Annotated in this window: 17 protein-coding genes and 1 riboswitch; of the genes, 7 read left to right on the top strand and 10 right to left on the bottom strand. The window is 65.2% G+C overall.

Going from position 1 to position 20,724, the window contains the following annotated elements; translation table 11 throughout:
* Positions 1-16: 16 nt before the first annotated feature.
* Positions 17-2,896: an adenosylcobalamin-dependent ribonucleoside-diphosphate reductase gene (locus ABNW52_RS14345; RefSeq protein WP_349589142.1), complete on the bottom strand. Its 2,880-nt coding sequence runs from the start codon at positions 2,894-2,896 to the stop codon at positions 17-19.
* A gap of 214 nt (positions 2,897-3,110) precedes the next feature.
* Positions 3,111-6,404 (bottom strand): DUF748 domain-containing protein, encoded by a 3,294-nt coding sequence (locus ABNW52_RS14340; protein WP_349589140.1) that lies wholly within the window; start codon positions 6,402-6,404, stop codon positions 3,111-3,113.
* A gap of 190 nt (positions 6,405-6,594) precedes the next feature.
* On the opposite strand from ABNW52_RS14340, the gene ABNW52_RS14335 reads away from it, so the two are divergent.
* The 6 genes from ABNW52_RS14335 to ABNW52_RS14310 all read left to right on the top strand — a co-directional run bounded on the left by ABNW52_RS14335 (position 6,595) and on the right by ABNW52_RS14310 (position 11,578).
* A complete protein-coding gene (locus ABNW52_RS14335; RefSeq protein ID WP_349589137.1) occupies positions 6,595-6,756 on the top strand; it encodes a hypothetical protein in 162 nt (53 codons plus the stop codon).
* A 12-nt stretch (positions 6,757-6,768) separates the two neighbouring features.
* Positions 6,769-8,106: a glutamine synthetase family protein gene (locus ABNW52_RS14330; protein WP_349589134.1), complete on the top strand. Its 1,338-nt coding sequence runs from the start codon at positions 6,769-6,771 to the stop codon at positions 8,104-8,106.
* 111 nt (positions 8,107-8,217) lie between these two features.
* Positions 8,218-8,904 (top strand): ParB/Srx family N-terminal domain-containing protein, encoded by a 687-nt coding sequence (locus ABNW52_RS14325; protein ID WP_349589132.1) that lies wholly within the window; start codon positions 8,218-8,220, stop codon positions 8,902-8,904.
* A gap of 69 nt (positions 8,905-8,973) precedes the next feature.
* Positions 8,974-10,125, top strand: a complete 1,152-nt coding sequence (gene earP / locus ABNW52_RS14320; protein WP_349589130.1) for an elongation factor P maturation arginine rhamnosyltransferase EarP — start codon at positions 8,974-8,976, stop codon at positions 10,123-10,125.
* Positions 10,126-10,182: 57 nt separating this feature from the next.
* Entirely contained in the window at positions 10,183-10,746 is a 564-nt protein-coding gene (gene efp / locus ABNW52_RS14315) for an elongation factor P (protein ID WP_349589127.1), read from the top strand.
* A gap of 99 nt (positions 10,747-10,845) precedes the next feature.
* Positions 10,846-11,007: riboswitch (yybP-ykoY riboswitch) on the top strand.
* 10 nt (positions 11,008-11,017) lie between these two features.
* A complete protein-coding gene (locus ABNW52_RS14310) occupies positions 11,018-11,578 on the top strand; it encodes a TMEM165/GDT1 family protein (protein ID WP_349589124.1) in 561 nt (186 codons plus the stop codon).
* 75 nt (positions 11,579-11,653) lie between these two features.
* On the opposite strand, the gene ABNW52_RS14305 is transcribed toward ABNW52_RS14310, so the two are convergent.
* The 8 genes from ABNW52_RS14305 to ABNW52_RS14270 all read right to left on the bottom strand — a co-directional run bounded on the left by ABNW52_RS14305 (position 11,654) and on the right by ABNW52_RS14270 (position 19,295).
* Entirely contained in the window at positions 11,654-13,462 is a 1,809-nt protein-coding gene (locus ABNW52_RS14305) for a methyl-accepting chemotaxis protein (RefSeq protein WP_349589121.1), read from the bottom strand.
* A gap of 119 nt (positions 13,463-13,581) precedes the next feature.
* Positions 13,582-14,181 (bottom strand): methyltransferase domain-containing protein, encoded by a 600-nt coding sequence (locus tag ABNW52_RS14300; protein WP_349589118.1) that lies wholly within the window; start codon positions 14,179-14,181, stop codon positions 13,582-13,584.
* Positions 14,182-14,269: 88 nt separating this feature from the next.
* On the bottom strand, positions 14,270-14,674 hold the full coding sequence (locus ABNW52_RS14295) for a DUF1289 domain-containing protein (protein WP_349589116.1): 405 nt from the start codon (positions 14,672-14,674) through the stop codon (positions 14,270-14,272).
* Between the two features lie 77 nt (positions 14,675-14,751).
* Entirely contained in the window at positions 14,752-15,612 is an 861-nt protein-coding gene (locus tag ABNW52_RS14290; protein ID WP_349589113.1) for a TPM domain-containing protein, read from the bottom strand.
* A gap of 2 nt (positions 15,613-15,614) precedes the next feature.
* Complete coding sequence (locus ABNW52_RS14285; protein WP_349589110.1) at positions 15,615-16,211, bottom strand: LemA family protein; 597 nt, start codon at positions 16,209-16,211, stop codon at positions 15,615-15,617.
* 101 nt (positions 16,212-16,312) lie between these two features.
* Positions 16,313-16,966: a response regulator transcription factor gene (locus tag ABNW52_RS14280; protein WP_349589107.1), complete on the bottom strand. Its 654-nt coding sequence runs from the start codon at positions 16,964-16,966 to the stop codon at positions 16,313-16,315.
* Positions 16,967-17,149: 183 nt separating this feature from the next.
* Positions 17,150-17,470 carry a c-type cytochrome gene (locus ABNW52_RS14275; RefSeq protein ID WP_349589104.1) on the bottom strand — a complete coding sequence of 107 codons (321 nt, stop codon included), beginning with the start codon at positions 17,468-17,470 and terminating at the stop codon, positions 17,150-17,152.
* A gap of 52 nt (positions 17,471-17,522) precedes the next feature.
* Entirely contained in the window at positions 17,523-19,295 is a 1,773-nt protein-coding gene (locus ABNW52_RS14270; protein WP_349589101.1) for a PQQ-dependent methanol/ethanol family dehydrogenase, read from the bottom strand.
* A 182-nt stretch (positions 19,296-19,477) separates the two neighbouring features.
* Between ABNW52_RS14270 and ABNW52_RS14265 the strand changes: the two genes are divergently transcribed.
* Positions 19,478-20,704 carry an ABC transporter substrate-binding protein gene (locus ABNW52_RS14265; protein ID WP_349589098.1) on the top strand — a complete coding sequence of 409 codons (1,227 nt, stop codon included), beginning with the start codon at positions 19,478-19,480 and terminating at the stop codon, positions 20,702-20,704.
* Positions 20,705-20,724: the final 20 nt, after the last annotated feature.

Below are 20,724 nucleotides of genomic sequence, written 5' to 3'. Positions count from 1 at the left end.
TCGGCGGCAAGCGGTATCAGCCGCAGGCGCCGACATGACCGCAGGCGGTGCAGAACTCGCAGCCGTCCTTCTTGATCAGCGCGCGGTTGCCGCATTCCGGGCAGGCCTTGCCGGCCATCTGTGCCGGCGCCACGCTCACCACCGCGCTTTCGAACAGATCGCCCTGCTCCGGCACCATCACCCCCATTTCCTCCACCGGCACCCCTTCCTCGCTGAGGATGCCCAGCATGGCGTAGCGGTGGATCACCAGTCGCGCCAGATAGGCCTCGGTAGACGGCCAGCTCTGCGACTTGTCGCTGCCCGGGGTGCGGGCAAAGAAGTCGGCCTGCGGCTCGGCGTAGCTCAGCAGCTTGCGCAGCTTCATGCCGATCCACGCCGGGTCGATCACCCGCATGTCGAGGCTGAGCATCTTGCACAAGCCGTCCAGCTCGCGCGGGTAGTGGCCGGCCAGCCACAGCGAGTACGGCCGGCGCTGACCGTTGGGCAGTACCAGCTCCTTCACGAACAGCACGAAATCGTCGCCGGTCTGCGGGTTGTTCACGTCCACCGACCAGCTGATGGTGCCGTCGGTGCCGGATTTCGGCTCCTTGCGCGCAAACAGCGCGTCCATCACCGGGGTGGCATCGCCGTCGGCCAGGCTCAGCGCGCCCAGCTGTTCAACACGGTATTTCACCACCCGGCCCAGCGCGGCGGCGGCGGCGCTGCTGCCCACAGGGCCATCACCCAATTCGGCGCGGTAGTGGCGATCACCGCGGGTGGCGGCCAGCGCGTCCAGCTTGGCGGCCAGCCAGGCGCGGTCGCGGCAGCGCATGTCCATCGACAGCGTCTTGGCAATCGCCCCCAGGCCGCGCGGCACGTCGCCGTTTACCCAGCATTCGAACGGCAGCGGCGCCTCGCCCGGCTGCTGGCCTTCGATATGGCCGACCATTACCGCAAAGTCACCCTCCTCGCCTTCCACCATGAAGGTCCACGACGGGTTGCCTTGCTTGAGCTTGGGGCGGTGCGGCCACTTCAGGCTGGCCAGCGCCGGGCTGGGCGCGGTGTTCAGCGTGATGCGGCGGTCAGGGTCGTTCTGGTTGCCCAGGTCCTGCGGCAGCTGCTGACTGGGTGCAGGGTTGGCCGCAGGCGTCGGCTCCACCGACAGCACCGAACCCAGCACGCTGTTGGGGCGATAGGTGGTGATGCCCTTCAGCCCGGCGCGCCAGGCTTCCAGGTACAGGCTTTCGAAATCGGCGAACGGGTAATCGCCCGGCACGTTCACGGTCTTGGAGATGGCGGTATCCACGTACGGCGCCACTGCCGCCACCATGCGCATGTGGTCCAGCGCGCTCATCTGCAGTGCGCTGACAAAGTAATCCGGCAGCGCATTGGTATCCCCGCCCTGCATGCGGTACACGCGGTAGGCGTGGTCTTCCACCAGGTATTCCTGCTGCGTGCCGTCGGCCATGCGCTTCTTGCGGGTGTAGTACCAGCTGAACGGCGGCTCGATGCCGTTGGAGGCGTTGTCGGCAAAGGCCAGCGAGATGGTGCCGGTAGGCGCGATGGACAGCAGGTGCGAGTTGCGGATGCCGTGTTTGCGGATGCGCGACTTGATCTTGTCCGGCAGGCGGCTGGCGCAGTGCGGCGCCGCCAGGTACTTGTCGGCATCAAACAGCGGAAAGGCGCCCTTCTCGATGGCCAGGTCCACCGAGGCATCGTAGGCGGCATCGCGCATGTGTTCGGAAATGCTGGCGGCCAACCTGCGGCCCTCCTCGCTGTCGTAGCGCACCTTGAGCATGATCAGCGCATCGCCAAGGCCGGTGAAGCCCAGGCCGACGCGGCGCTTGTTCTGCGCCTCGCGCTGCTGCTCCGCCAGCGGCCACACGGTGAGGTCCAGCACATTGTCCAGCATGCGGATCGAGGTGCGAACCACCTTCTCGAAGGCCTTGAAGTCGAAGCTGGGCGCCTCACCAAACGGCTGGCGCACGAACTTGCACAGGTTGATGGAGCCCAGGTCGCAGCAGCCGTAGTCCGGCAGCGGCTGCTCGCCGCAGGGGTTGGTGGACTCGATCACCTCGCAGTACGACAGGTTGTTGTCGGCGTTGATCTTGCTCATGAACAGCACGCCCGGCTCGGCGTGGTCATAGGTGCAATGCATGATCTGCTGCCACAGCTCGCGCGCGCGCACCTTGCGGTACACCCACAACCCATCGCCGCGCTGGTAGCTGCCGGGGAAGGCATCGGACGCCGGCGCCACCGCGTGGGTCAGCTCCCAGTCGCCGTCGGCGTCCACCGCCTGCATGAAGGCATCGGACACGCCCACCGAGATATTGAAGTTGGCCAGGTCGCCCTGGTCCTTGGCGTGGATGAAGGCTTCGATGTCCGGGTGGCTCACGTCCAGCACGCCCATCTGCGCGCCACGACGCGCGCCGGCGGATTCCACCGTTTCGCAGCTGCGGTCGAACACGCGCATGTAGGACACCGGGCCGGAAGCGCGGCTGTTGGTGCCCTTCACCCGCGCGCCCTTGGGGCGGATGCGGCTGAAGTTGTAGCCGACGCCGCCGCCACGGCGCATGGTCTCGGCCGACTGCAACAGCGCCTCGTAGATGCCGACCTTGCCGTTTTCGGATTCGGACACCGCATCGCCCACCGGCTGCACGAAGCAGTTGATCAGCGTGGCCTTGAGATCGGTGCCGGCGGCGGAATTGATACGGCCACCGGGGATGAAGCCGCCATCCAGCGCCTCGAAGAACAGCGGGGCAAAGCGTTGCGGATCCTGCTCCAGTGCGGCCAGCGCCTGCGCCACGCGCTGGCGCACTTCGCTTACCGACTGTTCGCCGTTCTTGGCGTATTTTTCCAGCAATACTTCGCGCGAAATATCCTGTTCCGCAAACACGGCGCTGTTGTCCCGGTTCATGCCATCCCCGCTATATGTGGTGTCAGAAAAAATGGAATCTAACTAGATATAGCGGGTATTGACCTTGATAGCCATCAAAGCTGTACCAGTGGCCAGCCCGGCTGACCGCGGCTGCAGTGCCGATGCAACAGCCCGCTCCGCAGCGCCAAAACAACTGCGGCCAACCTGGTGACAAGGTTGGCCGCAGCACGACATACCCCCGATGGGTGCTGGTTTATTTCAGCTTGATCAACAGCGGCACGCCATCCTTGTCGGCCTTCACCTTGTCCGGTTCCAGCACGCTGATGCGGCCTTCCAGGGCCGGTTGCGCCGCCAGCAGCAACTGCCGCGCTGCCTCGCCGCGCGCTTTGGCCAGCGCGTTCAGTGCCGCCTGATCCACCTTCTGCGCCGCCAGCAACTCCTTGCGCATCGCCTGCGCGCGCTCGGCGGTGTCCTTCTCGCTGGCCACCCGTTTCAGCCAGGCAAAGCGGCCGATCTGCGCGGCGTAGACATCGCCCACCGCCTTGCGGATCGCCGGGTCGCCCATATCCGGCAGCGGCAACGGTTCGTCGGTCTGCAGCTGGTAGGCGGCGCGCTTGAGGATGTCGCTGTCGACGCGGTAGCGCGCCAGCTCGCGGCTGTCCTCCTCGGCGGCGTAACCGCCGCCGATGGCCAGCGCCAGCTTCGGCCGCTTGGCCATCAAGTCGGCCAGCTTGCCCAGTTTCTCGCGTTCCGGCGGCGGAATGCGGTCGTCGCCGGCATCGGCGTAGATCTCGTCGAAGCCTTCGCCACCGAACAGCGCGCGGAACGGTGCGGTCACCACTTTCACCAGGATGTTGCGGATCGCCTGCCACACCAGGTGGCCGTAGGAGAAGTCCGGCTGGTCCAGGCTGCCGGCCACCGGCAACGACAGGTCGATGCGGCCATCGCTGTCTTCCAGCAGCGCCACCGCCAGCCGCAACGGCAGGCGGGTACCGTCGTAATTGGCCACCTCGTTGCCCAGCTGGATATGGTCGATCACCACGCGGTTGTCACCGTTGAGCTGGCGGTCTTTCAACAGGTAGCGCAGCTCGGTACTGAGGCGGCCATCGGTGATCTGCCAGCCGGCAAAGGTCATCGAGTACGGGTTGAGGCTGCCCAGCGGGATGTTGCGGAAGTTCAGCGTCATGTCCAGATCGCGCGTCACCTCGAACGGCGACAGCGCGCCACGAATGCGCACGTCGCCGAACTGGTCGACGCGGCCATCCAGCGTCACCGTGCCGCGGCGGCCCGGCTTGCTGGACAGCCCCAGCACGGTACCGGACAGCGAGTGGATGCGGGTACCGAAACTGGGCTGCAGCCCCAGGTCGGCAAAATCCATGCGCGCATTGCGCACGCGGATGGCGCGCACGTCCACCACCGGCGCGGCGCTGCCTGTCGCCGGCTTGGCGCTGGCGGCCGGCTTGGCCGTGGCCGGCTGCGGCTTCATCAGGTGCGCAAAGTTGGGCACCCGCTTTTCATCGAGAATGAAACGCAGCTGCGGCGCCACCAGCCGCACGTCGGCAATGCTCACCCGCTGCGGCTGCGCCTTGATGCCGCTGACGGCCAGCTGTTGCCAGCCCAGCAGCGGCTCGCGCCGGCCCGGCTCGAACAGCGCCAGTTTATCCAGCTGCGCCTTGCCATCGGCCTGCCAGCGGCTGCCGGCCAGCGCAAAGCCCAGCTCGGCGGACAGCTCGCCGCCGCCAAAGCGCAGCACGGTCTGTTCCAGCGCATACGGCGCCACGCCGGCCAGCGGCAAACGGCTGGCCTGCAACTGGCCCTTGATGTCCTGCAGGTTGGCCGCAAGCGTGGCATCCAGCTGCAACTTGCCCTGGCCGAGGCCGCCGCCCAGCTGCAGCGCCCAGCCCTGCTGCGGATCACCAGACACACTGGCCGCCACATCGGCCAGCTGCAGTGCCACCGGCGTGGCGGTGCTGCTGTCGCGCCAGCTGACGCTGCCGCCCGCCAACGTCAACTCGGGGTAGTGAATCTGCCAGGCTGGTGCTGCCGGCTGCCCGCTTGCAGCTGCCGGCGCGGCAGTGGCGGGCGTTCGCTGGCGCAGTGCTTCGGCAATATCCAGCTTGCCGTCCTTGCTGCGGTTCACCGCCAGCTGCAGTCCCTGCAGCGTAATGTTGCCCGGGACAATGCGGTGCTTGCCCAGATCCAACTCGCTGCTGGCCAGCTGCACGCCGGCCAGGCTGGCAAATGCGGGCTGGCCACCGCTGGCAGCGGTCAACTGCGACAGCGCCAGTGTGGCGCCCTGCACCTTCACCCCGCCGTTGGCATCGACGGCGACGGCGGCTTGCATACTGTCCAGCTTGAGGCTGGCGGACAGCGGCGCGATAAAGCCCTGGTGCGTGGCCCGCAGCTGCCAGTTTTCCAGCCGGATGCGCGGCAGGTTGACGCGCCAGCCCGGCGCGGCGGCATGGTTGGCCGCAGGTTTGGCTGCCGCCGCCGGCTGGGCCACTGGTATGGCGGCCAGCCAGTCCGGCTGCGCTTGCGCATCCAGCACCGTGGCCAGCTCGCCGCCGGCCAGGGTCAGGCTGCCCAGGGTCAGCTGGCGGTTGACCAGGTCGAACTGGCCGCCGGTCAGCGCCAGGCTGGCCAGCTTGAATGGGCTGCCGCTCTGCGGCGCCGCCAGCGCCAGGCCATCCAGCCGGGCGCTGAAACCGCGCGACCAGGCACTGGCCGAAACGCCGGCCAGGTCAAAATGGTAAGGCACGGTGGCGGCCAGCTTGCCCTGCGGTGCGGCCAACTTGAGGTGCGGCTGCGCATAGGGCCAGATGCTGGCCAGGGTGAAGCCTTCCACTTTCAGCACGCCGTCCGACTGCAACGGCTGCAGCAGCAGGCTGCCCTGCCACGCCAGCCGGGTGCCATCGTCCAGCTCCGCCGCCAGCTGGTAGCGGCCGTGGTTGTCCGGCAGCGTCGACAGGTTCTGCAGGTGGAAGTCCAGCGGCAACACCTGGTGCTGCACATCACCGCCCAGCGCATCCTGCACATGCGCCTGACCCTTGTTCAGCGCCAGCATGCGGATCAGCAGCTTGGGCGGCTGCGACGATTTTTCCTGTTCCGGCTGCGGCGGCCCGCTGGCGTCCTGCAGCAGCCGGCTCCAGTTCCACTCCCCCTGCGCATTGCGCTTGGCCCACAGCTGCGGCGTGTCCAGCGCGATGTCGGCAAACTGGAAGCGGCCGATCAGCAGCGGCAGCCCTTCGGCATCCACGTTCAGCCGGGCGGCGCTAAACAGCGGGCTGCCGTCGCGGTCGCGCAGCGCCACGTCGTGCAGGGTCAGCCGCAGCGCCCACGGCGCAAACTCCACCTTGCCCAGTGTCAGGCTGCGGCCAATGTCTTTGGCCCAGTTGCCCGCGGCGTAATCCACCGCTTTGGGCACCCCGGCCCACAGTCCGGCCAGTAGCGCCGCCAGCGCAGTGGCGCTCCAGCCCAGGCGGCGCCCCCAGCGGCGGGCGATTGACGGGCGGGCAGCCGCGGTTTCCGGCGGATTGGTTTCATTCATAATTAAACAGTCCTGTAGCACTGGACATGATTGTGGTCTTTCTTCCACAACAGCCCGTGGCAAACGCGCGGCACAGTTGCCGCCGGGCGCTTGCTGCTTTTAGCATGACGCTCGCCCGATGATGATTTTAAACATCAAATATCAGCGGCGATTTTCATCTTTCATTCTATACCGCGAAAGGACACGCATTTTGATTGATCTGACCGGGCTGGGCTTCCAGCGCCAGCCCCTGCCCCGCCACCCCAGCGACCAGCGCCTGTGCGCCACGCTGGCTTTTCTGACCCTGGCACAGCGCCGCAAAACGCTGCTGAACCACGAGCGCCGCATTACCAGTTCCGGCGCCCATACCTGATCGAGACCCTTTATGAACAATGCCCAGCAGATCCAGCAATGGCTGGACGACAATCGCATCACCGAAGTGGAATGCCTGATTCCGGACATGACCGGACTGGCGCGCGGCAAGATCGTGCCGCGCCACAAATACAATCCGGCCGAGGGCCTGCGCCTGCCGGAAGCCGTGCTCAGCATGACCGTGACCGGCGACTTTCCCGAGCAGGACTTCACCTCGGTAGCCGACCCGGACATGCGGCTGATTCCGGATGCCAGCACCATCCGCCCGGTACCATGGGCGAAGGAACCGACCGCCCAGATCATCCACGATTGCGTCAATTTTGATGGCAGCGCTGCCGAGCTGGCGCCGCGCAATGTGCTCAAGCGCATCCTCAAGTTGTACGAGCAGGAAGGCCTGTCCGCCATCGTGGCGCCGGAAATGGAGTTCTACCTGGTAGAGGTAGAGCCCGACGAAGACATCCCGCTGCGCCCGCCGGTTGGCCGCACCAAGCGCACCGAGGCCGGGATGCAGAGTTTCAGCATCGACGCGGTAAACGAATACGACAACATCTTCGACGAGATCTACGACTGGTGCGAGGCGCAGGGCCTGCACCTGGATACGCTGATCCACGAGATGGGCACCGCGCAGATGGAGATCAACCTCGATCACGGCGACCCGCTGGCGCTGGCCGACCAGGTGTTCCTGTTCAAGCGCACCGTGCGCGAGGTGGCGATCCGCAACAATATGTACGCCACCTTCATGGCCAAGCCGATGCAGGGCCAGCCGGGCAGCGCCATGCACATCCACCAGAGCGTGGTGGATGCCGCCGGCAACAACATTTTCAGTAACGCCGACGGCAGCCCGGCCGATGCCTTCTTCCACTTCATCGGCGGGCTGCAGACCTACCTGCCGGCGGCGATGCCGTTCTTCGCGCCGTACGTGAACAGCTACCGCCGCCTGAGCCGCTTCACCTCGGCACCGATCAACCTGAGCTGGGGCTACGACAATCGCACCTGCGGCCTGCGCGTGCCGCATTCCGGGCCGGAGGCGCGGCGGGTGGAAAACCGCCTCGCCGGCGTCGACGTCAACCCATATCTGGCGATGGCCGCCAGCCTGGCCTGCGGTTACCTGGGCATGCAGCAGCGCATCCAGCCGGCCGAGCCGCTGAGCGGCAGCGCCTACGAGCAGCCGCACCAACTGCCGCGCCACCTAGACGACGCCATCGACATGCTGCTCAAGTGCAAGCCGCTGGCCGACATTTTTGGCGAGCACTTCATCCGCACCTACAGCGCGATCAAGGAAGTCGAGTACCGCGAGTACTTCGACGTGATCAGCCCGTGGGAGCGTCGCTTCCTGCTGCTGCACGTGTAAGCCACCACCGCACTCTCACGGCCGGGCCATGCGCCCGGCCGTTTTGCTTGCCGCTTGCCAGACCGTGCCGGCGCGGCTTAGCGTGACGGCTTTCACCCGCCGGATGCCCCCATGCGCCACTTGCTGCTTGCTCTGCCGCTGCTACTGAGCACCGCCCTCGCCAGCGCCGCCCCCTGCCAAGCCGACACCCCGATCGGGCAATGGTGCGACACACCGTTAGCCGCATTGCATCCCACCCAGCCCGGCATTGGCCAGCTGCAGGTGGAGAACGAAGCCGCCGAACTGCGCGAGCTCTCCGCCGACAAGCTGGCGGCCAAGATCCGCAAGAAGGCCATCCCGGTGGTGATCGGCCCCGGCGGTACGCTGTACCTGGTGGATCGCCACCACTTTGCCAGTGCGCTGCTGCGCCTCGGCGTGGCTGCCGCCAGCGTGCAGGTAATCGGCCGGCTAACGCAGCCGGACACTTTCTGGCACGACATGGCGGCGCGGCACTGGAGCTGGCTGCGCGACCAGCAGGGCCGCCCGTTGGCGGCAAGCGCGCTGCCCGCAACCCTGGCGGCGCTGCCGGACGACCCCTACCGTTCGCTGGCCGGTCTGTTGCAGGACAAGGGTTATGTCGCCAAACAGGACGAGGTCTATTTTGTCGAGTTTGCCTGGGCCAGCTGGCTGGGGCAGCAACTGCACTGGGCCAACATCGATCGCGGCAGTCTCAAGCAGCAGCTCAAGCAGGCGCAACAACTGGCCTGCAGCGCCGCCGCCAGCCAGCTGCCGGGTTATCCGGGCAAAGCCTGCCGCTGAGCCTGCGGCATCGGCTTTGTCTCGCCGTAGCGCCTGCGCTATGCTGCGCAGCCATTCAAGGAGACCGACATGCCGCGCCTGCGCTGGGATATTTTCTGCACCGTGATCGACAACTTCGGCGACATCGGCGTCACCTGGCGTTTGGCGCGCCAGCTGGCCGCCGAGCATGCGGCCGATATCACGCTGTGGGTGGATGACCTGGCCAGCTTCGCCCGCATCGCCCCGGCGCTGGACCCCACGCTAGCCACGCAAATGCTGGGCGACATCCACATACGGCGCTGGGACAAGCCGTTTACCAGCGATTTCACACCAGCCGACGTGGTGATTGAGGCCTTCGCCTGCGAACTGCCGGCCAGTTACCAGCAGGCAATGGCCGCGCGCGCGCGCAAGCCGGTATGGCTGAATCTGGAATATCTGTCGGCGGAAGACTGGGTAGCCGGCTGTCATGGCATGGCCTCGCCGCATCCGCGCCTGGCGCTGACCAAGTATTTCTTCTTTCCCGGTTTTGGCGCCAATACCGGCGGCCTGCTGTGCGAAGGCTGTCTGCTGGCCGCCCGTGACGCCTGGCAGGCCGACCGTGCGGCACAGGATGCCTACTGGCAGGCGCGCGGCGTGCCGCCCTGCCCGGCCGGTGGGCTGCGCATCAGCCTGTTCGCCTACGACACCCCGGCTGCGGCGCAATGGAGCGCAACGTTGGCCGCAGGCACGCCGCCGGTGCAGTTACTGGTGCCGCATGGCCGGGTACTGTCGGATGTGCTGGCCGGCATCGGCATCAGCCAACCCGGCCATGCCGGCGATGTCTATCAGCACGGCGCGCTGAGCATTTACGTGCTACCGATGAGCGATCAGGACGGCTACGACCGCCTGCTGTGGAGCTGCGATGTCAATATCGTGCGCGGTGAAGACAGCTTCGTGCGGGCGCAGTGGGCCGGGCGGCCGTTTGCCTGGCATATCTACCGCCAGGATGAAGACGCGCACATGGAAAAACTGCAGGCGTTTTTACAGCACTACCTGGCCGATGTGGCCGCACCTACCGCCGACGCCATCCGCAGCTTCAACCTGGGCTGGAACCGCGACCACTTGCCGGCGGAGGCTTGGCCGCAACTGCTGGCGGCACTGCCGGCGTGGCAGGCACACGCCACACGTTGGCCGCAGCAGCAACTGGCCCATGGCGACCTGGCGACGAATCTGGTGCAATTTACGAAAAAGCAGCTACAATAGCGGGTTTTCTGGAAACTCGTTTCCGATTCTGATTCAAGACTTTAGGACTTTAGACGCATGAAAACCGCTCAGGAACTCCGCGCTGGTAACGTATTCATGGTGGGTAGCGACCCGATGGTCGTGCAGAAAGCCGAATTCTCCAAATCCGGCCGCAACTCCTCCGTTGTAAAAATGAAGATGAAGAACCTGCTGACCGGTTCGGCTTCCGAAGCCGTTTACCGCGCAGACGACAAGTTCGACGTTGTGGTACTGGAAAAGCGCGAGTGCACCTACTCCTACTTTGCCGACCCGATGTACGTGTTCATGGACAACGAGTTCAACCAATACGAAGTTGAAGCCGAGAACATGGAAGAAGTTGTGCCGTTCATCATCGACGGCATGGAAGACAAGTGCGAAGTAACCTTCTACAACGGCAAGGCCATCTCCGTTGAGCTGCCGACCACCGTGGTACGCGAAGTGGAATACACCGAGCCGGCCGTTCGTGGCGACACCTCCGGCAAGGTACTGAAGCCGGCACGCATCAAGGGCACCACCCTGGAAATCCCGGTTCCGGCCTTCGTTGAAATCGGCAACCTGATCGAAATCGACACCCGCACCAACGAATTCAAGAAACGTGCCTAATCAGCCGTTTCTGTTCAAAAAACCGGCAGCCTGCGCTGCCGGTTTTTTTATGCGGCCAACCTTGCCGCCGCCGCGCGGTGACGGTATCATCCGCCCCATCCTGAGGGAGTAGCCGACCCGCGAGAAAGCGGGGGCTTGCGTCAACACACTTGGCTGTTCAGCCATGGCGCAAGCGACAGCAATGTCTGGCAAGACTCATGATTCGTCACAGACCTTGCAGGGGCTGCGTCTTGACGGGTCATGTGTCGCACGCAGCCCCTTTGGAGTCTTCATGCTATCCCAAGCTTTCCTGCTCTCTACCGGCATTGTTTCCCTGGCCGAAATCGGCGATAAAACCCAGTTGCTGGCGCTACTGCTGGCGACCCGCTTCAAGAAGCCGGTGCCCATCATCCTCGGCATTTTCGTGGCCACCGTGCTGAACCACTTCGGCGCCGCCTGGCTGGGGCAGTTTGCCAGCAGCTACATCAACATGGACGTGCTGAAATGGCTGCTGGGGGCATCGTTCATCGCCATGGCGGTGTGGATGCTGATTCCGGACCAGCTGGATGATCAGACCCGTCTGCTGGACAAGCTGGGGGTGTTCGGTGCCACCTGTGTCGCCTTCTTCGTGGCCGAAATGGGCGACAAGACCCAGATCGCCACCGTGGCGCTGTCGGCGCGCTATCACGACACCGTCTCCGTCGTGCTGGGCACCACGCTGGGCATGATGATCGCCAACATCCCGGCGGTGCTGCTGGGCGAAGTGGCCGCCCGCAAACTGCCTACCGAACTGGTACACCGCGTGGCCGCCGGCCTGTTCGTGGTAGTCGGGGTACTGACTTTCATGGCTTGAGTGCCTGCTCGGCGCCAATAACAAGGGGCCCGCGTGGGCCCCTTGTTTTGTTACGCGTGGCGCCGCGGCCAACGTTTACTTCTTGTTGCCAGCCTCCAGCATCACCATCGGGTCGAAACCGACGCGGATCGCCCCCCAGTGGCGGTTGTTCATGCTGATCGGCAAGGCGATTTCCGACAGGATCTCCCCGGTATCGCGCATATAGGTCTGCAGCAGGAACGGCTGCTGGTTGCGCGCCGACTTGATGCCGGTCGGATCATTGAACAGGCGCTTGTCGCGGCTGCCCACCAGATCGGCAGCGGCATCGCCGGTCAGCGGCTTGGAATAGAAACTGTTGTGGGTCGGCGCATAGCCGTTGTTGTCCACCATCACGCAGAAGCGGCCACCGCTCACCTGCTGCACCACGCGGTCGTACACCTGTTGCAGCGACTTCTCCAGCTTCACGTCGTAATTAGTGTGGTACTTCGGCGGGTTGGTGCCGGCAATCAGCTGGTAACGCTGATCGAACACATCGCTGCCTTCCTGTGCCGCCTGCTGCAGGGTTTTCTGCAGCTGTTCGCGCGCCTGCTTGGCGATGGCGATGGACTCATCCAGCACGCCCTCGCCCAGGATGAAGCGCGCCACCAGCTCCTGCACTTCTTCCGCCGCGCGCGACAGCGCCACCGAGACATCTTCCGATTGTTTCAGGCTGTCGGCCACGGTGTTGCTCAGCGCGTGGATCTCCGACACGTTGGCGGTGATCTGGCGATTCGCGCTGGCAAAGTCGTTCATGGTGCCGGCGATCTGCGTCATGCTGTGCGCGGTGCTCTCGAAGTCGCCCATCATGCGGCCAAAGTGCTGCGAGGAGCGGTTCACCACCTCGCGCGCCTGATGGGTATCGGAGGTAATCAGGTTGGTTTCGTCCTTGGTGTTCTTCACCAGCCCCAGCATGCCGTCGATGTTGCCGGAGATTTCGTCGGTGGCCACCTTCACCCGCTCGGCCAGCTTGCGCACCTCGTCGGCCACCACGGCAAAGCCGCGGCCGGCCTCGCCGGCACGGGCCGCCTCAATCGCCGCGTTCAGCGCCAGCAGGTTGGTCTGCTCCGATACTTCCTTGATCAGATCGACAATCGCCTTGATGCTGGCCGACCGTGTCGACAGTTCGTCCACGGTCAGGTTGAACTGCCCTACCCGTTCGCTGACGCTGCCGATCCTGTTGGCCGCATCCTGCAACTCTGCATACGACGCGCGGGCGATGTCCAGGTTGTTGAGCGTGGTTTCGGAAATCTGCTGGGTATCGGCGGACACCTGGGTGACGCCACTGCTGGAACGCTCGCTGGACACACTGACCTGGCTGGCCAGTTGGGCCTGCTGGCCGGCGCTTTCCACCGACTCGTGAATGGTCTTGCGGGTGCGGGCGGAATCCATGGCAATGCGCATGGTCATGGTGCGCACATTGCTGATGATCTCGCGCATCTTGTGCAGGAACTCGTTATACGACAGCGACAGATCGCGGATCTCATCATGGGTAATGGTGGGAATCTCGCGCGACAGATCGCCCTCGCCGGCGCCGATCTCGCGGAAGATATCGATGATCATCTGCATCGGCCGCACAATCAGGTAGCGCAGGTACCACACCATGAAGGCGATAAACAGCAGCGAGAGGCCCCAGATGGCGAACGACCAGTAGATGGTGCGGTCCAGCAACGCATGAATCTGTGCCAGGCTGGCGCTATTAATCGTCTGGCTGCTCACCAGCTCACGGATGTCGCTCAACGCCAGGTAGACGTAGCCGATGAGAATCAGCTGGAACAGGCTGATGAAGAAAAAAGCGCACAGTTTTTTGGTCAGAGAATTCCAGAAGGTCTTCTCGATCAAGTCATAGGTCTTCCAGAACCAGTCCATGCGCGCTTTCTCCTCTTGGTTTTTTGTTGTGTACCGTCGGTTATGAATCAGGGCCGGTGGTCGTTATCGATGTTATCTATAAATTCAGGCACTGACTATTCAGTAACCGTTGATAGTGATCAAGTTTCCTGCGTTCTGCGCCATACCATCCAGTACTCGTCCTGGCCGAACACCGGCAGGCTGCCCGGCAGCTGCAGCTGCTGTTCCAGCGTGAAATACGGCCCCAGCAACGCCTGCAGGCTGTCGGTGGCAATGGTATAGGGCGGGCCGCCGCGCTTGTCGCCGAGGTAAAAATAGCCGGCCAGGCAGCTGCCCGCCGGCAGCAGCGCAGCCATCTTCGCCGCGTACTGCGGCCGTAGCGCCGGGGGCAGCGCGCACAGGAAGGCGCGCTCGTACACCCAGTCCCACTCGCCGCTGACCGCCGCGGAGAAAAAATCGGCCTCCACGATGGCATCGGCACACTGCGGATGCAGCGCCCTGGCACGCGCCACCGCCGGGGCGCTGAAATCCACCGCCAGTACCTGGGCGCCATGCTGCAACAACGCCTCGACCTCATAGGCGGAGCCACAGCCCGGCACCAGCACGCGCCGCGCACCGGCAGCCAATAACCGCTGAGCCTCGCCGGCAAATCCCCCCGGCAGTCCCGCGCTGTCCCACGGCATGCTGTGTTGCTGGTAACGGATATCCCAAAAGGCGGCATCGCCACTATTCACTGCCATCTTGCCCATTCACTCCCACTGTTGCTGTGCCGTCCATGGCGCAGCCGGTCGGCAGCCGCCATGCGCGTAGCCAGCAAATACCGGCTCATCACCCGGCTAGCGGCAACGACAAAAACTGCTGCAGCCGCTGCGGCCAGTCTGCATCGGAAACGGTCAGCGACAGCTGCTGCCCGCCCAGCTGCAGCGGCACATAACGCTCGCCGGCCTGCTGCTGCGGCAGCGCCATCTGCAGCAGGCGGCCATCGGCCAGCTGCAACAGCGCCTGCTCACCCGCCACCCCGTCGCTGATCTGCAAGTGGCCGCCGGCCACCTTGGCCAGCGCCTGCCACACGCGCCGGCGCGGCAGCACCGCCCACACCCGCGCCTTGGCGGCGGCATCCAGCTCGTACCAGAAACTGATTTCGGCAAAAGTGCGCGCACAGCCCTGGCAGACATCATCGCCAATGGCGGTGGAACACACGCCAATGCAGGGCGTTTCTGCTTGTTGCTGCATGTCTTTCCTGTTCGATTCGGCTTACAGCGCCGCAGTGTAGCGTCTGCCAGCCAGCTGGCAAGTCGCTGCGGCCAACCTTACCAGCGCCCGGATGCGCCGCCGCCGCCGAACCCGCCACCGCCGCCACCAAAGCCGCCGCCACCACCGCCGCGCCCGCCACCAAAACCACCGCCGCGGCCACCACCAAACCCGCCCCCACCGCCACGGCCCGGCCGCAACAGCAGTGTCAGCAAAAATACCCCGGCCGCCACCAGCCCGGCCTGCCATACCCAGCCCAGCTGGTACCACAGCATCGTGCCCACCGCCGCGGCACTGCCGGCAGCGCCCAGCCAGCGGCCCAGCATCTGCCGCAACGCGCCACCGAGGATGGTGGCAAACACCACCGCAAACGGCACAAAGGTCCACACCTCGTCGCTGCTGTCAGCCACGTTGGCCGCCGGCGGCGGCAGCGGTTCGCCATTGATGACGGCGATGATGCGCGTCACCCCGGCATCGATGCCGCCGTAGAAATCCCCCTGCTGCAAGTGCGGCACGATTACCTCGCTGATGATGCGCTTGCTGGTGGCATCATTCAGTGCACCTTCCAGGCCGTAGCCCACCTCGATGCGCAGGGTCCGATCATTCTTGGCCAACAGCAGCAGCGCGCCGTCATCCACTTTCTTGCGCCCCAGCCGCCACTGCTCCACCACGCGCAGCGAATACTGCTCGATGGTTTCCTCGCCAGTGGTCGGTACGATCAGCACCGCCAGCTGGCTGCCCTTGGCCTGCTCGAATGCCTGCAGCTTCTGTTCCAGTGCCGCCAACTGCTGGCTATTGAGCGTGGCCGTCTGGTCGATTACCCGCGCGCTCAACGCCGGTACCGCCACCTGCGCCAGCAGCAGGTTGCTGGCCAGGCACAGCCACAACAGCAGCAGGCCACGTTGCCACAGCGTGCGCATGGTCATTGCGCCGGCGATGCCGAGAAGTCCACCCGCGGCGGAGTGGCCAGCGCTTTTTCGTTCTCCACGCTGAAATTGGGTTTCACCTGGTAGCCGAACGCCATGGCGGTGAGATTGGACGGAAAGCTGCGCACGGTGATGTTGTACTCCTGCACCGACTTGATATAGCGGTTGCGCGCCACGGTGATGCGGTTTTCGGTGCCTTCCAGCTGCGCCTGCAGATCGCGGAAACCGGCGTCGGCCTTCAATTGCGGGTAGTTCTCCGACACCACCAGCAGCCGCGACAGCGCGCTGCCCAGTTGCGTCTGCGCCGCCTGGAACTGGGCCAGCGCCTGCGGGTTGGCCGCCAGTTCCGGTGTGGCCTGGATGCTGCCCACCCGCGCCCGCGCGGCCGTCACCTGCTGCAGCACGGTCTGTTCATGCGTGGCGTAGCCCTTGACGGTATTCACCAGATTGGGCACCAGATCGGCACGGCGCTGGTACTGGTTCAATACCTCGGACCAGCTGGCCTTGATCTCTTCGTCACCCGCCTGCAGATTGTTGTAGCCGCAGCCGGACAAGCTGCCGACCAGCAGCAGGGAAAGCAGCAGTTTGCGCATGAGAGCTCCTTGCGAGGGTAATAAACAAAGGCACGCGCCATGCGGCGCCTGCGGCCAACCCTACGCCAAAGCAGTTGGCATGACCAGTGTCACTGCCGCGCTCACACCCGCAGCAGCGCCCCCACCTTGATAACCGCCTGCGTGCGGCTGGACACCTTGAGTTTGCGCAGGATGGCGGACACATGCGCCTTGACCGTACTTTCGGCAATATTCAGCTCGATCGCCACCACCTTGTTGGACTTTCCGTTGACGATGTAGTCCAGCACCGTGCGCTCCTGCCGCGTCAGCAGCGCCAGGCGGCTGGCCAGATCCTGCAACTGCTGCGGATCGCTGGCCGGCGCGCCGGTATCGCGGTCGGCCAGCGCCGGCGGCAGGAAGATTTCGCCCTCCAGCACCGCATTCACCGCCGCGCTCATCAGCTCGCGCGAGAACGACTTGGGAATAAAGCCGGATACCCCCACCGCCAGCACCGACTCCACGGTATGGATGCGCTCGTCGGCCGACACCACGATCAGCGGCAGCGTGGGCGCCTGCTGCCGCAGTCGCGCCAGCCCGGTGAGGCCGTCCATGCCGGGCATGTTCAAATCCAGCATCGCCAGTTCGATGGCCGGATTGGCGCGCACCGAGTCCAGCGCCGCATCCAGCGATTCGCATTCGATAATCTCGCAGCCCTCGCCCAGCGCACTGGCCACCACCAGCCGCATCGCCTCGCGAAACAGCGGATGGTCATCCGCAATCAGCACCGTCGCATCCATGCTCGCTCACCTGCACAACAGGACAACCGGCAGCCGCCGGTTGTCGGATTGATCAAGCCGCCTGCCGAACAGGCAGCGCAGCCACGCTAACAGGGCGCCGGTGAAACCGCAGAGCAGCCCGCTGACACCACGGACAGCACGGGCGCGGCAGCAAGCCGGGAATGATGCGCTGGCCGCCGGCGCTTACTTCTGCACCAGTACCCAGCTCACGATAGTACGGATGTCGTCATCCTTCAGCTGCGGATGCGGCGGCATGCCCGCCGGTCCCCACACGCCACTGCCGCCATCCTTCACCTTGCGCACCAGCTTGTCCATGGCGCCCTTGTCGCCATCATAACGGTCGGCCACATCCTTGTAAGCCGGGCCGATGACTTTGCGCGCCACGCTGTGGCAGGCAAAGCAGCCGCTTTTCTTGGCCAGGGTTTCGCCAACCGATGGCTCGGCCGCAGCCAAGCCGGGTAGCAGCAGAGTGGCTGCCAGCACGATATGCATTGCTTTGATCATGTTTGCTCCCGGCAGCGGCGGGTAGCTCCCCCGCCGCTGCGCTGGTAAAGAGTTACTGGCTCAGCTTGAACACCCACAGGCTGCCGCCCTGCGAGATATTGGTGATTTTCTTGGCCACCTCACCGCCCCACAGCGGCACCGCGCCGCCCCAACCGGACACCACCGCCACGTACTGCTGGCCGTCCATCTGCCAGGTCACCGGGCTGCCGACGATGCCGGAGCCGGTCTGGAACTGCCACAGCTGCTTGCCGTTCTCGGCATCAAACGCCTTCAGGTAGCCTTCCGGCGTGCCGGTAAACACCAGGTTGCCGGCGGTGCTCATCACCCCCGCCCACAGCGGTGCCGGGTTCTTGTATTCCCACTTGATCTTGCCGGTTTTCGGGTCCATGGCGCGCAGCACGCCGATGTGGTCTTCATACAGCGGCTTGATGGTGAAGCCGGCGCCCAGGTAGGCCGCGCCTTTCTTGTAGCTGATCGGCTCGTTCCAGATATCCATGCCCCACTCGTTGCTGGGCACGTAGAACAGCTCGGATTTCGGGCTGTAGGCCATCGGCATCCAGTTCTTGCCGCCGAGGAACGATGGCGCGGCGAACACCGGCTTGCCCTTGCCGTCCTCGCCCTGCGTGGCCGGATCGAACGGATTGGTCGGGCGGCCTTCGGTGTTGTAGATCGGGCGCTTGGTTTTCAGGTCGAAGCCCTTGGCCCAGGTGATCTTGGACACAAACGGATAGGCGCCCAGCAGGTCGCCGTTGGTGCGATCGGCCACGAAGAAGAAGCCGTTGCGGTCGGCCTTGGCACCGGCCTTGATCACCTTGCCGTCCTTCTTCAGATCGAAGGGAATGAATTCGTTGACGCCGTCAAAGTCCCAGCCGTCGTGCGGCGTGGTCTGCAGGTGCCACTTGATCTCGCCGGTATCCGGGTTCAGCGCCAGGGTGGAGGCGGTGTACAGGTTGTCGCCCTTGCGCGTCCACGAGTTCCACGGCGCCGGGTTGCCGGTGCCCATAAAGATGGTGTCGGTTTCCGGATCGTAGGTGCCGCCCAGCCAGGTGGCGCCGCCACCCTGCTTCCACTGGTCGCCTTCCCAGCTGGCGTTCAGTTTGCCGGTGACAGTACTGTCCTTGCCGTTCAGCGTGCCCATGTGGCCTTCGATCACCGGCCGCGACCACACCAGCTCGCCGCTCAGCGCATCACGCGCTTCCACCTTGCCCACCACGCCAAACTCGCCACCGGACACGCCGGTGATCAGCTTGCCCTTCACCACCATCGGCGCGGCGGTGTAGGAATAGCCTTCCTTGTACTCGCCCACCTTCTTGGTCCACACCACCTTGCCGGTCTTGCGATCCAGCGCCACCAGGCGCGCATCCAGCGTGCCGAAGTACACCAGGTCGCCGTAGATGGCCATGCCGCGGTTCACCACGTCACAGCACGGCATGATGCCGTCCGGCAGGCGGGCGTTGTATTCCCACAGCTTGCGGCCGGTACGCGCGTCCACCGCATAGGCGCGGGAATAGGAGGCGGTAACGTAGATCACCCCGTCGTACACCAGCGGCTGCGCTTCCTGACCGCGCTGCTTCTCGCCACCGAACGACAGACTCCAGGCCGGCACCAGCTTCTTCACCGTCTTGCTGTTGATCTGGGTCAGCGGGCTGAAGCGCTGCGCCTGCGGCCCCATGCCATAGGACACCACGTCCTGCGGGGTCTTGCTGTCGTTGACAATGTCCTTGTCGCTGACCGCTGCGCCGGCCACCGGCGTCAGCAGGGCTGCGGCCAACAAGGATGACAGCGCGGTCAGGCGCCAGTGTCGCTGTGTCTGGGGTTTTCTCATCTCGCTCTCCTGATGTTGTAGTGGGTGCCGGATCGGAACACGGCTCCGGGCCGGTGGTGTCCGTCCTGCTGTTGCCGCGGCAACCGGTGGGGGAACACGCTCTGCATTCTGGGTAGCCGCCAGCGGGTGGCCAATTCGACTTAAGTCGCAAATTGCCGTCACAGGCATGCGACTTAAGTCGAATGGACGCTGCCGGCACGCTGCGCCACGCTGCAGCCAACACCCACCCGCAAGGCCGCGCCATGTCCACCCTGCCCCGACTTGCCGCCTGTGCCGCTGCCGTGCTGCTGAGCCTGGCCGCCGCGGCGCAGACCAGCATCCGCATCAGCTACCTGGAAGAAGCTCGCGCCGCGGCCAACCCGCTGGCCAATATCGAGCCGCGTCCGGCCGATCTGGGCCGCGCCGGCGCCGAGCTGGGCCTGGCCGACAACAACACCACCGGCCGCTTCCTGCAGCAGCGTTTCGAGCTGAAGCGCATCGATGTGCCGCTGGGCGCCAGCGGCGCCGACATGCTGGCGCGGCTGGACAAGCAGGGCGCCGGTCTGGTGGTGCTGAATGTCAGCGCCGCCGCCATCGACCGCCTGCTGCAGCAGCCGGCGGCCAGCCGCTACCTGTTCTTCAATACCGGCGCCGCGGACGACCGCCTGCGCCAGAGCCAGTGCCGCGCCAACCTGCTGCACCCGCTGCCCGGCCGCGCCATGCAGGCCGACGCGCTGGCGCAATACCTGGCCACCCGGCGCTGGAATAAGTGGTTTCTGGTCACCGGGCCGCGCCCGGAAGACAAGCTGTACGCCGCCGCCATCCGCCGTGCCGCCAAGCGCTTTGGCGGCCGCATCGTGCTGGATAAAAGCTGGAACTACGGCCACGACGCGCGCCGCACCGCACAGGGCGAAGTGCCGGTGTTTACCCAGGGCGGCGATTACGACGTGCTGATCGTGGCGGATGAAAGCGGCGATTTTGGCGACTACCTGTCCTACCGCACCTGGCTGCCGCGGCCGGTGGCCGGCACCCAGGGCCTGACCGCCGACGGCTGGCATGCCGCCGCCGAGCAATGGGGTGCGGTGCAGCTGCAAAACCGCTTCCGCGCCCACAGCGGCCGCAGCATGCAGGCGGTGGACTACGCCGCCTGGGCGGCGGTGCGCAGCGTAGGCGAAGCCGCCAGCCGCACCGGCAGCGGCGATGCCGCCAAGTTGGCCGCCTACATCCGCGGCCCAGATTTCCAGCTGGCCGGCTTCAAGGGCCGCACGCTGTCGTACCGACCGTGGAACGGCGAATTGCGCCAGCCAATGATGGTGGCGCAGCCGCGCTCGCTGGTCAGCCTGTCGCCGCAGGACGGCTTTCTGCACCCGCGTACCGATCTGGACACCCTGGGCTTCGACGCCCCGGAAGTGAGCTGCAAGGGCAAGTAGCCCCGCACCGACAAGGACAC

Source organism: Vogesella oryzagri, from assembly GCF_040148885.1.
Lineage (GTDB): Bacteria > Pseudomonadota > Gammaproteobacteria > Burkholderiales > Chromobacteriaceae > Vogesella > Vogesella oryzagri.
Note: the sequence above shows the minus strand (reverse complement) of the source record. Positions and strands in the feature narration are given on the sequence as shown.